Source organism: Chromobacterium aquaticum (genome assembly GCF_021129195.1).
GTDB classification, from domain to species: Bacteria; Pseudomonadota; Gammaproteobacteria; order Burkholderiales; family Chromobacteriaceae; genus Chromobacterium; species Chromobacterium aquaticum.
The window spans coordinates 1-13,830 of the sequence record NZ_JAJOHW010000107.1; the positions used below are offsets into that span (position 1 = coordinate 1).

The following is a 13,830-nucleotide window of genomic DNA, read 5'->3' on the forward strand; positions in this document are numbered from 1 at the left end:
GGTGGCGTCGCTGCGGTGGAAGCGCACCCGTTCCACGCTGGCCGGCGGCAGGCTATAGGGGTCGTCGAAGGCGACCAATTGCACCTGGGGGGTGTCGCCATCGACATGATCGAAACGCCAGGCATAACCCTCTTCGTGCAGCAGTCGCACGATGAAGTCGTAATCGGATTCGCGGTATTGCAGGCAGTAGCTGCGTGGTGAGGCCGGGCCGGTCTTGAAGTCCAAGGTCTGCACCCGCGCGAACACCGGGTTGGCTTGCTGATGCTCGGCCAGGATTTGTTTGACGATGTCCGGCACCGACAAGTCCTGGAACACCCGCGAGCTGACGCGATGCCGCAGCAGCGCGAACGGCGGTTCGATGGTCAGCTGGTAGCGGCTGAAGCCGCCATCCGAGCCCAGGCTTTCCACCTTGGACACCACGCCGCAGCGCAGGCTCTCCGCGCCGGCGGCATCGAGGATGCCGAGGCGGGCCGGCAAGCCGAGCAGGGTCTTGAGTTCGATCGCGCCGTCCGGAGACAGACAGGTCAGTTGGTAGGCGTAGGGCCGCGACACGCCTTCCTCGCCGGCCAGGCTCAGCGGCAGCAGTTGCTCGGCCGCCACGCTGCCGTCGCCCAGGCTGAGGGTGAGCAGGCGCTGGTCTTGATTGAAGGCAGAGGCGAAGCTGGCAAGCAGGGTGCTGAGGTCCATGGCGTTTAACTCAAGGTCAAATCAAATCGACTGCGCAATGCGTCAAGCCGCGCCGAGCAAACGGCCGCGGCTTGAGCCGGAGTAATTAGTTGGCGACGATGCGCACCGCGTGCAATTGGCGCTCGGTGTCGTAACGCACGCTGATCTTGCTGGCCGGGATGCCGGCGTCGGTCAGGACTTGCTTGACCGCGATGGCGCGGGTCTGGGCGGCGGCGCGGGCGTTGCCGATGTCGCCGCGATAGCAGTGGCCGCGCACCAGGATGGATTTGGCGGTCTTAAGCTTGGGCAGCAGCAGTTGCAGCTGGGCCTCCCCCACCGGGGACAGCTTGGGGCTCATTTTTTCAAACGGGATCAGGTTGGGGTCTATGGCCATATTGGCGGCCACGGCCTTGTCCAGCGCGGCCTTCTCTTCCGCCGCCTTGATCACGGCGGGGTCCTTGGAGGCTTGTTGAGCGTTAGGATTGGTCTTGCAGCCCGCGAGCGCCAAGCACGCAAGCGCGGCGACCATCAGCAAACGTTTCATAGCATTACTTCCCGAATTGACTTTAAACATGGGCAAAGGGCTTCCCGGAAACCGCTGCGCCAGGCCGGCGCGCGGCGGCTTCCCGGATGCCTAAAACCCGCCTGGGTCACAGGCGGGTTTGCGTTCCAGCAAGGCTGGAGATTAAGCGATCGCCTTGTTGGCGGTCAGGTCCCAACCGGAGCTGACGTTACCGCCGCCGGCGCCGTCGGCGCGTTTCTGCTGGGTGTAGGTCCACTTGATCTTGCCGTAAGTGAAGCTCACCTTTTCGCTCGGGAAGCCGTTGTCGTTGGCGGAACCGTGCGGCTCAACCTTGGCGATCAGGACTTGTTCCATCTTGATCTCCATGTACTTCACCTTATCGCCACCGGCACGGCACAGTTCGATGGTGATTTCCTTGATGTGCTGGCCCTTGCAGCAGGCTTCGTAAATCTTCGGGCTGGCCTTGTCCAGGAAGTGGGTGATTTCGTAAGCGGCGTGGTTCACGCGCTCGGCGGTAGCGCCGCCGGCGGAGCTGGCGGTCGCTTGAGCCGGCTGTTCCAGCTTGTGGGCAAAGGATTGGATCTCGATCCAGTCCGCGTGCTTCTCGTCGCTGCTCTCGCCAGGAATGCCATCAATTTTCAGGAATGCATCAAAAGCCATTTACTTCTCCTTAAACAAAGGTCAAAAATCGGAGGGTTCGCCCTCCTATTGCAAAGGATGCCCAAGGCCGCGCGCCCTGCGGGAGCGCGTGGCACCGGGCTCTCCAGCGTTAACCCGCCGGTTGCGGCAGCTCCGCGACCAGACGCAGGGAAATGGTCAATTCATCCAGCTGGAAATGCGGCCGCAGGAAGGCGGCGGCGCGGTAAACGCCCGGCTTGCCCGGCACTTCTACCACGTCGACGCGGGCTTCGCGCAGCGGGTATTTGGCCTTGGCTTCCTGGCTGGCGGAGTCGTCCAGCAGCACGTACTGCGCCAACCAGGTATTCAGGAAGTCCTGCACGTTCTGGCGCGAGGCGAAGCTGCCGATCTTGTCGCGCATGATGGATTTCATGTAATGCGCGATGCGCGACACCGCGAAGATGTAGGGCAGCTGAGTGGACAGGCGCGCGTTGGCGTTGGCCGAATCGGTGTTGTAGGTCTTGGCCTTTTGCACCGACTGGCCGCCGAAGAAGGCCGCGTAGTCGGTGTTCTTGCAGTGCACCAGCGAGATGAAGCCCAGATCGGACAGCAGTTTTTCGGTGCGGTCGGTGATCGCCACTTCGGTCGGGCACTTGAGCGCCACTTCGCCGTCGTCGGTCTTGAAGGTGTGGGCCGGCAGGCCTTCCACCAGGCCGCCACCCTCCACGCCGCGGATGGCGGCCAGCCAGCCGTACTGGGCGAAGGCGGAGGTCAGCCGCGCGGCATAGGCGTAGGCGGCATTGGTCCACAGGTATTTTTCGTGGGTGCTGCCATCCACGTTTTCTTCAAAGTCGAATTCTTCCACCGGCACATTGTCGCGGCCGTAGGGCAGGCGGCCCAACACGTGCGGCAGGACCAGGCCGACGTAGCGGGAGTCTTCCGATTCACGGAAGGATTTCCACTTGGCGTATTCGACGGTGTCGAAGATCTTGGCCAGGTCGCGCGGCTTGCCGATGTCGGTGAAGCTCTCCAGGCCGAACAGGCCGGAGGAGGCGGAGGTGATCAGCGGCGCGTGCGCGGAGGCGGCGACGTGGGACAGTTCGTCCAGCAGGTAGAAGTCTTCCGGGTGGCGGGTGAATTCGTAATCGCCCACCAGGCCGGCGTAAGGCGCGCCGCCGAAGGTGCCGTATTCTTCTTCGTAGATTTTCTTGAACAGCGCGCTCTGGTCGAATTCCGGCGCCGCCTTGAAGTCCTTGACCAGGTCTTTCTTGGAGGCGTTGAGCACCTTGATCTTGAGCATGGTGCTGGTTTCGGATTCCATCACCAGGTATTTGAGGCCGCGCCAGGAGGCTTCCAGTTTCTGGAAATCCTGCTGGTGCATGATCTCGTTCAACTGCGAGGAGATCAGCGCGTCGATCTCGGCGATGCGCGCGTCAATGCTGGCGGAGAGGTCGCGCGATACGCTGACGCTGCCTTCCAGCACTTGGTCGACCAGTTCGCCGATCAGATCGCGGGTATGGCCCTTCTCGCTGTCGTTGGTGGCAACGCGGCTTTGCTCGATGATGGAATCGAGCAGGCTGCCGGACGCCGCCGGTGCTGCGGCCGCGCCGGCCTCGAGTTGTTGTTCTGCGCTCATCTATTACTCCCCTGCTTTGTCCGGATGCGCGGCCTGGCTGATTTGCTTCAGCTTTTCGGTATCGCGCACCACCTCGTCCAACAATTCTTCCAGCTTGTCGTTGCCGGCCATCTTGTTGCGCAGATCGGCCAGGCGCTTGCGCGCGTCCAGCAGCTGTTTCAGCGGCTCGACCTGGTCCACCACGTTCTGCGGCTCGAAGTCGGCCAGCTCGTTGAAGTTCAGTTCCATCGCCAACTGGCTGCCGTCTTCCTTCAGCTTGTTGTCCACCTTGATGGTCAGGCGCGGCGCCATGCCTTTCAGCACTTCGTCGAAGTTGTCGCGGTCGATCTGGACGAACTTGCGCTCCTTCATCTTGGGCAGCGGCTCCTTGCTGTGGCCGGAGTAATCCCCCAGCACGCCCAGCACGAAGGGCAGTTCCTTGGTTTCGATGGCGTCGCCGATTTCAACGTCGTAGGTGATCTGCACGCGCGGCGGGCGTACCCGCGACAGTTTTTTCTGTGTGCTTTCTTTGGCCATGATGGTTCTCTCTCAAGTTCACAAAGCTCTGGCGCCGCCTGCATTCAACAATTGCCCGCGGCTCCGGTGTTACGCCAATACTCAGGCCACGCTGCGCGACAGGCTGGAAGCCACATCGCTCAACTGAGCCACCGAAATGGACGGGTCGTTCAGCCGCCGCCCCAGGATGTAGGCCGCCTCGGCATACGCCTGATGATTGCGCCACGGCGCCTGCGGTTCGGCCACGTCGACCACGAAACGCGCGTCCAGTTGCCCGCCCCAACACTGCGCCACGATTTGCTCGTTCAGTTCACCTGGCAGCAAGGCCAGGAAACGGCCTTCCGGCCGCCGCATCAGCAGGCATTGCTCCGCCTGGCCGCCCTGGCCGGTGGTGGCGGCCTGGTACAACGACAGCCAGGTGGCCGCGGCCAGCATGTCTTCGCCGTCGCTGTCAGGCAGCGGCAGCAGGTAGGTCTGCGCCGACAGGCTGCCCTTGAACTTGCGCAGCAGCTGATGGTGGAAGGTGAAGGCCAGCAGCACGGTTTCCAGGTCCGGCAGGCCGCGTTGAGCCAGCAGCGCGGCCAGCCGGCTGGCCGGGGTCATCGCCATATGCCGCTCCAGCAGTTGCTGCGCCAGCTCGATGTCGGCGCTGGAGGAGGAGCCGAACCACGACTGCTCCTCAAGGAACTGCCGGCAGGCCAGCATTTCCACCGCGTTGTCGATGGCGCTGCTCAACTGCTCCTTCAGGCCGGAGAAAAACAGCTCATTGGCCAGCATCAGCACCGACAGCGGCGGCAGCGGGGTGTCGCAGGGCAGCAAGGAGGCCGCCACCAGCGGATAGTTGCGGCCGCTCTCGTCGCGGCTGGGCTGCATCACGCCCAGCGATAGCCACATTTGATCGCGGCTGCGCAGCACGAAGCTGGTGGCCGGCGTCGCGCGGTAGCGCTCCACCGCCTCCGGCCCGCTCTCCAGCCCCAGCAGGCTCTGGGCCAGCAGTTGGTCCAGCTGGGTGGCCGCCGGATGGGTGGCGTTGACGCGGACAAAATCGCCGCGGCGCGGCAATTTGCCGAAAATGCAAAACTGCGGGGGCGCTTCCTGAGCGCGCTTGAAATTGAACGCCATGACTCGTCTCTCTCCTTACAGCGTCACGCGCTCAGGCAAGGTCAGCTTGTACAGCTTGGTCAGTTGCAGCGGGTTGACGCCACCGACCATGCGGAAATTGAATTTCACCGTTTGCGCGTCGCCATCGGGCTTGCGCAGGTTCCAGGTGAGCTGGGCGGAGTCCGGGCTGTCCTGGCTGACCTTGGCGCTGGACAACAAGCGCATCAGGCCCATGCGGCCCGGCTGGTTGCCCACCACGCTGCTGGCGCCGCTGTAGGACACCACCTGGATGCGCGCGCCGGCGTTCTGGCCAGTGCCCGGCCAGGTGAACGGCTGCCAGGCCTGCGGGCCGTTGCGGTAGCGCAGTTCTTGGCCGTCCACCTCGAACACGATTTCGGACAGGCCAGGCGTCGGCGTCGGCTGCAGTTCGAAACGGGTGTTCTCGCCATCCTGCAACTGGGTGTTGGCCAGCGCGGACAGGCTGCTGACGCTGGACAGGAAGGCGGGGTTGAACTTCACCCCCATATTGCCCCAGGCGCGCGGCACCAATTGGTCGCCCTTCTTCTGCACCAGGCCGCTCAGGTATTTGTTGATGAATTTGTCCAGGGTGCCGTCATTGGCTTTGACGAAGCGGCTGATCTCCGCCACCGAGGCGCTGTTGCTGGAATCGGCGAACGGATATTTGCCGGCCAGCTGCTTCCATTGCGGCAGCACCTCGTTGGCCCAGGCCTGGTTGATGTCGTTGGCCACCGGGCCCAGCAAGGCGTTGTAGGACTGGGTCAGTGGACGCACCAGCATCGGCCGCACCATTTCGCCGGTTTCCGGCGACACCTGGCTGAGCAGGCTGTTGTCGACGAAGGCGGCGGTATCGCCCAGTTCGGAGCCGGAGCCGCTCAGCGTCGCCTGCAGCGCGGCGCGCGCCTGCGGGCCGGGCTCGTCGGTGCTGGAGATGGCCGCCAGCTTGGCCTTCAGCTTGGCCAGTTGGTCCAGATAGGCGTTGATCGGCGGGTTGTCGCCCTTGACCAGCTGCGCGACGCCGGCGAACTGACGGCCCACTTCGCCGTACAGCTTGCCCTTGTCGGCCTGGGCCGGCGCGCTGCCGCCCTTGAGGAATTCAGCAGTCTTTTCCAGCATCGACTGCTTGGCGTTTTCCAGCGAACGGTTCAGCTCGGATGGGTTGTCCCAGGCGGTTTCCATCGCCGCGCGCGCCAGCACCAGCTTGATCGGCGAGCTTTGCTTGTCGGACAGCCGCGCCATCGCCGACGCCGACTGCGCCGGATTGGTGAAGTCGCGAGTGGTGACGCCGATCAGGAATTTCTTCCAGGCCGCCGCGTACTGGGTGCGATACAGGGTTTCCAGCGTGGCGCGGTTTTTCTCCACGTCGCCGTCGCGGCCCAGATTGTCCTGGGTGGACGAGGCCAGCACCCAATCGTCGCTGCGGATCTCGCCCTTGCTGGCTTCGTCGATCGCGCCCTTGACGTAGCCGTTCCAGGCTTCGCGGGTGAAAGCGCCCTCCACCATCTGGCTGCCGGCGATCACGTCCAGATCGCGGTTGTCCAGGATGCGCGCCACGGTCAGCGGCGAGAAACGGGTATTGGCGCGCGCCTTGATTTCGTTGAACACGCGCTCCTGCGCGGACAGGCGCTTGAAGGAGCCGCGCAGCACATCGCGCGCTTCGCCCACCACCTTGGCGTTGTTGTCGATCAAGGGCAGGTCCGCTTCCTTGATCTGGCTGACGTAGAAGGCCACCAGCTTTTCGGCCACCGCCATCACCTCTTCCACCGAATACTGCCCGCGCTGGCTTTCCAGATACGGCCGCCAGTAGCGCGGCAGCTGGTCTATCAGGTGCGCCTCGTCCATGCGCTTCTGCTCATGCAGCATCAGATAGGTTTTCAGCGCGTTGTAGCTGGCGTCCAGCTGCTGCGGATTGCGCTGCGGCGCGGCGGTTTCGCCTTGAGCCGCGGACGCGTCCAGCTTGGCGGTGGTAGCGCGTTGCGGCCAGTCCAGCGCGCTCAGCTTGATATTGGGCAGGCCTCCACGCGGCGCGTGCTTCTTGGGCTTGGGTTTGAACGGCGCCGGAGCGGGCGCCGCCACCGCCGGCTTGGCCGGCTCGCTCACCACCGGCGCCGGGGCCGGCGCTTCGGGCTTCAGCGCCACCAGCGTGGTTTCCAGATTGCGCTGCACCGGGCGCAGCATCACGTCCTTCAGGCCGGCGAAATACTCGCGGCGCAGTTGCGGCTCCAGCTCCTTGCCCTGGTACAGGCCCAGACCGATCTGCCACGGCGCGCCGTTCTTGCGATAAGCCTGCAGTTCTTCCAGGCGCTTTTGCAGGATTTGCAGCGAGCGCAGCTTGTCGTACAGCTGACCGCTAGCGGCCAGTTTCTGCGCCTGGGCGCGTTCCGCCTTCACCTCGTCCAGCAGGTGCTGGTTGCCGATGAAGGACCAGGTCCAGAAGCTGGCCAGCGCCGCCAGCGACAACACGCCGGCCGCCATGCCGATCAGGCGCCAGCGGCTGCCGCTGGGCTTGGTCTGGCGCGAAATCAGGTGTTGATCCTGGAACAGCACGTCGCGGAACAGATTGCGCAGGAAGAAGCTGTAAGACGCAGGCGCCTGCTTCATGTCCTGACCGCCCTTGTTCAAATCGAACTGGCCTTGCACCCGGTTGGCGGCGACGATGCGCGGCACGCCTTCTTGCAGCGCGCTGGTGAAATAGAAGCCACGCAGCAGCGGGCGCGCGTGGTAGGGGTCTTCCTCGTGCAAGAGCTTGACGAACTTGACCACCGCCTCTTTCAGGCCGTGGAATTCGATGGGGAAGGCGAAATGGGCCGGCTTGATCTGGTCACCGCGATACTGGATCAGCTTTTCCTCGCCGGCCTGCACCAGGCCGCGGTACAGCAGTTCAAACTGCTGGCCGGTGACGGTGGCGATGTCGAAGCCGGCGCCTTGATCGGCGCTCAAGGTCGCGCCCCAGACCCGCGCGCGTTCCTCGTCGTCGGCTTCCTGGAAGAACTGGGCGAAGCCGCCCAACAGGTCCAGCTTGGTGAACACCAGATAGATGGGCACCAACAGGCCGAAGGTATTGCACACCTCATGGATGCGCTCGCGGATCTGGCGCGCGTACAAGGTGAAACCCTCGCTATTGTGCTGCGCCAGTTCCGGCAGGCTGATGGCGATCAGGATGCCGTTCACCGGCGCCTTGGCGCGGTGCTTTTTCAGCAGCTTGAGGAATTCCAGCCACTCCACCCGGTCCTCGCTCTGGGTCGCGTAACGGCCGGCGGTGTCCAGCAGCACGCCCTCGGTGGAGAAGAACCAGTCGCAGTTGCGGGTGCCGCCCACGCCCTGGATGCCGCTCTTGTCGCTGAACGGAAAGGTGAGGCCGGATTGCAGGATGGCGGAACTCTTACCCGCCGCCGGGTGGCCGATGATCATGTACCACGGCAGCTCGTACAGCGCGGCGCTGCCGCTGGCGGAACCCAGCTTGGATTTTTTCAGCGTATCGATGGCGCCCAGCAACCGCTGGCGCAACAGGGTAACCTCGGCGCGCTTGTCGGAACTGGCGTTGATCACCGCCTCGTCCGCCTGCTTGCGCAGCATGCGCTCCAAGAGGCCGCCGGCGCGGCGCGCCAGCACCTGGCCCACCAGCAGAGTCAGCACCCAGAACAACATGACGCCGATGATCCAGCCCAAGCGGGCCTCCAGCGACTCCAGTCCCAACCAGGGGCCCAGGAACCAGATCAACGCGATCAGGATCAGGAACCCGATTGCAGAAGCCACTTTGGCGTGACGCAACCAACCTTTCATAAACACCCACCACCTTCTTGTAAGCCGTTATTTTTTGAGCAGGGACTTGAGCGAGCCGGGCCTCTCAATATGCCCGAAGTCCTTGAAGCTCCAGTTACCGCCCCATGTCAGGCCGGCTGCAGCAGCTTCCTCCCCCAGCGCGGTGTAAGCCTGCATCGCCCAGGGGTCACGTTCTGAAATCACTACCTTGCCCGCGCGGATCGGCGCCAGGTCCACAGCCAAGCCGTATTGATGCTTGCTCTGACCGCCCTTGGCCTTGGTCACCAGCGTGGCCTGCCCGGCCAGAGAATCCTGGCGTTCCGGGCTGCGGTAGCCCTCCAGCAGCACCATGGGGAAGCCCCGCGCCTTCATTTTTTCCATCACCCGCAACACCACCTGCACGAACTCCGGATTCAGCTTGCTCCAGTCGCGGTCGGCATGGCCCAGGCTGGGGCGCTCCGCGATGACATTGACAAAAGCTTCCGGCGGCAGCGGTGGCGGCGGCACCAGTTTTTCTTCCAGCAGCGTTTGTTTGATTCTGATGCCCTGGGCATACTCGGCCGCCTCGAACTCCGGGCTGCGGTGGAAGCGGTTCAGCTTCAGGGTGATCGCCACCGCCAACGCCACCAGCAGCAGGGACACCACCGGCAGCCACACCCGCCAGTAGCGGGCGGCCACGCCCGGCGCTCCGCTCGACACACGCAAAAAAGCGGCGCTCAACGCCCGCTTTTCATTCGAAAGCGCAGGAGCCGCCGCAGGCGTGTCCGCTACCGGCGCGACGGCCTTTGGAGAGCGCGTTCCCTCCAAGATGCGGGGCTGTCCCAAGAAGAACTTCCAGCCCAGCCACGACAGCAGCGAGACGATGCCAAACACAAGAACTGGCAGGATATAGTTAAAATGCATTTTGACGCAAAACAGTAAATGACATTACAATTTAAATCAATAGCTTGAACGACCCAATCGCGGATTTTGACGCCAATATGCAAATTAAATTGCCAGCTATCATGCATTCCAATTAAACCAAAAATTTGGGATACTTTCGATAGCAGATAGTCACAAATCCAATCGTTAGGAACCGCCGTCATGACGAAAAAACGCCCCCGTTGGCAACGCGCAGCAGTCTTGTTTTCCGCCGTTGTCATAGCCACTCTGACCGCTTGTTCCAGCACCAAAAACATAGACATCAAGGCCGAGGGAACCCCCACGCTAAACCGCGACGCCAAAGGAAAACCGCTGTCCGTGGTGGTGCATGTCTACCAGCTGAAAAACCAGCAGGCCTTCAACCGCCTGACCATGGAAGCGCTGGCCAGCGGCAAACCCGAATCCGAGCTCCTGGGCGATAGCCTGATCAGCAGCAAGGAACTGACCTTTTTGCCAGGTGGTAAAGTGACGCTGGATGACGTCACCATTGAAAAAGACACACAGTTCATCGGTGTCGTCGGTTTCTTCCGCCGTCCGGACCCCAATTTCTGGCGCCTGTTGTATGACGCAGACACCGTCCGCAGCAAGGACCTGAGCTTCCGCGCCGCGGAATGCCACTTGGAAGCCATCAAGCCCAAGGCCTTGACCATGCCCGGCCAGCCCTCCACGCCCAAGGTGGATTGCGCCGCCAGCCGGAACTGAGGCGCCACCGGCCATCGAGCGCGACGCTGAAAATTAACAAAGCCTTTTGCATGACAAGGACAAAGCGCTGCTGCAAAATGTCGCGCATTTTAGCGATCGTGTACACAGTTTGAACAGGGTGTTATTACCGGCTGCGCCCGGCCCCAGACGGGATTTGGCCTTGCCGGGCAAGCCGCCCGCAGCCGCCGCGGCCAAGCCCGGCGAACCCGCTGATGAATTTTCAGCGCCCATTGAATTTGAAATTGCAATCCAGACAAGGTGTATCAGTAATGCAACAAGCCAAACGAGTGCTATGGGGCGAAGGCATGTTCCTGCGCCCGCAGCACTTTCAGCAGCAAGCCCTCTTGCTGGAGCAGCACCTCTCCTCGCGGCAGCAACTGAGCAACCGCCACGCCTGGGGCGTGCAGCAGATCACGCTGGATGAGCAGGCGCTGAAGGGCGGCACCGTCCGCATCGACGCCTTGTCCATCCTGTTTCGCGACGGCACGCTGTACCAGGCGCCGGTCAATGCGCCGCTGCCCTTGTCGCGCGATCTGAACACCTTGCCGCAAGCCGGCATCAAGACCACGCTCTACGCCTGTCTCGCCCATATGCAGCCCTATGGCGGCAATACCCGCAGCGGCGAGGCGATGTCCCGCCCCACCCGCTTCCAGAGCGCCAATGTCGAAGTGGCCGACCTCTACACCCAGGCGCTGGACGCCGACCTGTCCACGCTGGAACTGGACGTGCGGCTGATGATCGAGGAAGAAAACCGCGATGGCTACGACGCCATCCCGCTGTGCCGGCTGGAAAAGGACGCCACCGGCCAATGGAGCCTGGCCGGCGGCTTCATCCCGCCGCTGGTGACGGTGGAAGGCTCGCGCGAAGTCAGCCACATGCTGCGCCGCCTGCTGGACATCCTGCTGGTGAAGAACCAGGCGCTGTCCGGCGGCCAGCGCGAACGCGCCAAGAACGTGATGGAGTACAGCTCCAGCGACATCAGCTCCTTCTGGCTGCTGCACACCGTCAACCGCAACTTCGCCAAGCTGCGCCACCTGTCGCTGGCCAGCCCGCTGCATCCGGAAGAACTCTACCTGGCGCTGGCCGAATTCTGCGGCGAGTTGCAGACCTTCTCCACCCACTACACGCTGTCCGACATCCCGGCCTACCGCCACGACGACCTGCACACCGTGCTGCCGGCGCTGGACGCGCAAATCCGCGAACTGCTGGAAACCGTGATTTCCTCGCGCTACGCCATCATCCCGCTGCACTCGCCCAAGCCGTCCTTCTACATCGGCCGGCTGGAAAGCGACCGCCTGCTGGAAAACGTCGATTACTACCTGTCGGTGCAAAGCGAACTGCCGGCCAGCCAGATCATCGACAGCGTGCCGTTGAAGATGAAGATAGGCGCGCCGGACGACGTGGAAAAAATCCTCAACTCCGCCATGCGCGGCGTGGCGCTCAGCCACGCGGCGCAAACCCCGTCCGCCATTCCGGTGCGGGTGGGCAACCACTATTTCGCGTTGGAGCCGCACGGTGAAATCTTCAGCCGCATGCTGCAATCGCGCAGCATCTGCATCTACATGCCGCAAACGCTCTCCAACCTGACGCTTGAACTGATCGCCGTATTCCGCTGAGACCGCCATGAACCAAACCGCCGCCACCCCTCAAGAACGTCCGCTGGCCGTGGCCGCCGCCGCGGCCCCCACCCTGCGCGAAATGCTGGAAGACGGCATCTACCTGCTGTTCCTGCTCAAGGACGGCAACGCCCCCAGCAGCGCGGTGGAATTCAACCGCCGCGTCGACCAATTCCTGAACCAGTACGAGCGCAATGCGCGCAACTTCGGCAAGGATCAGAACGCCATCAACCACTCCAAGTACGCGTTCTGCGCCTTGATGGACGAAATCATCCTGTCGTCGGAATTCGACATCCGCGACGAATGGGAACGCATGCCGCTGCAACTGCGCCTGTTTGGCGAGCACCTGGCCGGCGAGGGCTTCTTCAACCGCCTGGAACAGCTGCGGCTGGAACCGGCCACCCATATCGAGCCGCTGGAAGTGTTCTATACCTGCCTGCTGCTGGGCTTCCAGGGCAAATACCTGCTGGAAGGCCAGGAAAAACTGGGCTATCTGACCCACAAACTGGGCCAGGAAATCCAACAAGTGCGCGGCGGCAAGGCCGAGTTCGCACCCAACTGGCAACTGCCGCAACGCTTCCAGGCCTTTGTGCGCCATGAACTGCCGCTGTGGCTGTACTTCGCGCTGCTGGCCGTGGTGGGCGCCGGCATCTTCGTCGCCTACCGCTGGCTGCTGTCCAGCCAGATGCAAAGCATTTTCGGCCTGTAAGCGATGAACCGCCGCCACGCCCAGCTGCTGCCATCGGTTCTGGACCGGCTGTTGGACGATCAGCCGGACAACAGCCATGGCGCAGAAACCATGCTCTACGAGCTGGCGCAGATCAAGCGCTCGCTGGCGCGGGATCTGGAAGCGCTGCTCAACACCCGGCTCGCACCGGTGCAAGAGCTGTTCGACGCCTACCCGCTGGCCAACGACAGCATGCTGAGCTTCGGCATTCCTGACCTGTCCGGCATCAGTCTGCTCAACCCGCACGACCGCGAACTCTTGCGCGAACAACTGCGCCGCGCCATCGAAGTGCACGAGCCGCGGCTATCCCGCGTGCGCGTCAATCTGGACGCGCCGCGCGAGATGGAGCGCCACCTGCGCTTCCGCGTCGACGCGGTGCTGAAAGTGCACCCGCACCGGCCGCCGGTCACCTTCGACGCCACGCTGCAACTCTCCTCCAACGTATACAAGGTACAAGGCTGACTCAGCCTGACAGCGCCCCATGGACCTCAGCACCCTGCTCGCCAGCTTCGCCTCCGCCTTCAACCAGGACCAGCGCCTGCTCACCCTCAGCCTGGGCGACGGCAGCGTGGCGGCCGAGCAACTGCTGCCGCTGAGCCTGGTCGGCGAGGAAGGCGTGTCGCGGCCCTACGCCTACCAACTGACCTGTCTGTCTCCGGACGGCGCGATCGAACTCAAGACCCTGCTCGGCTTGCCGGCCCGCCTCGGCATCCTCGATGCCGCCGGCGCGGAGAGCCTGCGCTGCGGCGTGGTGTCCAAGGTGGAAAGCCTGGGCTCGGATGGCGGCTTCAGCCGCTACCAGCTGACCATCGAACCGCCGTTCGCGCTGCTGCGGCATCGCGTCAGCTCGCGGGTGTTTCAGGACCTGTCGGTGCCGGACATCGTCAAACAGATCCTGGCCGAGCATCAGCAAGCCAACCCGGTGTTCGCGCGGGTGCAGACCTTGGACTTCAAGACCGGCCCGGCCTCACCACGCAGCTACTGCCTGCAATACCGCGAATCCGATTACGACTTCATCGTGCGACTGCTGCACGAAGAGGGTTAT

The 13,830-nt window shown here is 63.2% G+C and carries 13 protein-coding genes; 5 read left to right on the top strand and 8 right to left on the bottom strand.

Going from position 1 to position 13,830, the window contains the following annotated elements:
- The 8 genes from LQT98_RS16550 to LQT98_RS16585 form a co-directional block, all read right to left on the bottom strand.
- On the bottom strand, positions 1 to 687 hold a 687-nt coding region (locus tag LQT98_RS16550; RefSeq protein ID WP_231463645.1), incomplete at its 3' end, for a type VI secretion system Vgr family protein.
- 85 nt (positions 688 to 772) lie between these two features.
- On the bottom strand, positions 773 to 1,210 hold the full coding sequence (locus LQT98_RS16555; RefSeq protein WP_231463646.1) for an OmpA family protein: 438 nt from the start codon (positions 1,208 to 1,210) through the stop codon (positions 773 to 775).
- Between the two features lie 141 nt (positions 1,211 to 1,351).
- Positions 1,352 to 1,849: an Hcp family type VI secretion system effector gene (locus tag LQT98_RS16560; protein WP_048409786.1), complete on the bottom strand. Its 498-nt coding sequence runs from the start codon at positions 1,847 to 1,849 to the stop codon at positions 1,352 to 1,354.
- Between the two features lie 109 nt (positions 1,850 to 1,958).
- Positions 1,959 to 3,443 carry a type VI secretion system contractile sheath large subunit gene (tssC, locus tag LQT98_RS16565; protein WP_048409785.1) on the bottom strand — a complete coding sequence of 495 codons (1,485 nt, stop codon included), beginning with the start codon at positions 3,441 to 3,443 and terminating at the stop codon, positions 1,959 to 1,961.
- A gap of 3 nt (positions 3,444 to 3,446) precedes the next feature.
- The gene (gene tssB, locus LQT98_RS16570) at positions 3,447 to 3,959 is read right to left on the bottom strand and encodes a type VI secretion system contractile sheath small subunit (protein ID WP_048409784.1); all 513 of its coding nucleotides are present in this window, start codon (positions 3,957 to 3,959) and stop codon (positions 3,447 to 3,449) included.
- Positions 3,960 to 4,040: 81 nt separating this feature from the next.
- Positions 4,041 to 5,060, bottom strand: coding sequence for a type VI secretion system-associated protein TagF (tagF, locus tag LQT98_RS16575; protein ID WP_048409783.1), 1,020 nt, complete (start codon positions 5,058 to 5,060; stop codon positions 4,041 to 4,043).
- A 15-nt stretch (positions 5,061 to 5,075) separates the two neighbouring features.
- The gene (gene tssM, locus LQT98_RS16580) at positions 5,076 to 8,840 is read right to left on the bottom strand and encodes a type VI secretion system membrane subunit TssM (protein ID WP_231463648.1); all 3,765 of its coding nucleotides are present in this window, start codon (positions 8,838 to 8,840) and stop codon (positions 5,076 to 5,078) included.
- 27 nt (positions 8,841 to 8,867) lie between these two features.
- Positions 8,868 to 9,722 (bottom strand): M15 family metallopeptidase, encoded by an 855-nt coding sequence (locus tag LQT98_RS16585; RefSeq protein WP_082151008.1) that lies wholly within the window; start codon positions 9,720 to 9,722, stop codon positions 8,868 to 8,870.
- A gap of 180 nt (positions 9,723 to 9,902) precedes the next feature.
- Here LQT98_RS16585 and tssJ point away from each other — a divergent pair, with 180 nt between their 5' ends.
- The 5 genes from tssJ to LQT98_RS16610 form a co-directional block, all read left to right on the top strand.
- On the top strand, positions 9,903 to 10,442 hold the full coding sequence (gene tssJ / locus LQT98_RS16590; RefSeq protein ID WP_231463651.1) for a type VI secretion system lipoprotein TssJ: 540 nt from the start codon (positions 9,903 to 9,905) through the stop codon (positions 10,440 to 10,442).
- A 269-nt stretch (positions 10,443 to 10,711) separates the two neighbouring features.
- Positions 10,712 to 12,058 (top strand): type VI secretion system baseplate subunit TssK, encoded by a 1,347-nt coding sequence (gene tssK / locus LQT98_RS16595; RefSeq protein WP_048409780.1) that lies wholly within the window; start codon positions 10,712 to 10,714, stop codon positions 12,056 to 12,058.
- A gap of 7 nt (positions 12,059 to 12,065) precedes the next feature.
- Positions 12,066 to 12,767 (top strand): type IVB secretion system protein IcmH/DotU, encoded by a 702-nt coding sequence (gene icmH, locus LQT98_RS16600; RefSeq protein ID WP_048409779.1) that lies wholly within the window; start codon positions 12,066 to 12,068, stop codon positions 12,765 to 12,767.
- 3 nt (positions 12,768 to 12,770) lie between these two features.
- Positions 12,771 to 13,247, top strand: a complete 477-nt coding sequence (gene tssE / locus LQT98_RS16605; protein ID WP_048409778.1) for a type VI secretion system baseplate subunit TssE — start codon at positions 12,771 to 12,773, stop codon at positions 13,245 to 13,247.
- Between the two features lie 19 nt (positions 13,248 to 13,266).
- The coding region (locus tag LQT98_RS16610; protein WP_231463653.1) for a type VI secretion system Vgr family protein at positions 13,267 to 13,830 on the top strand (564 nt) is incomplete at its 3' end.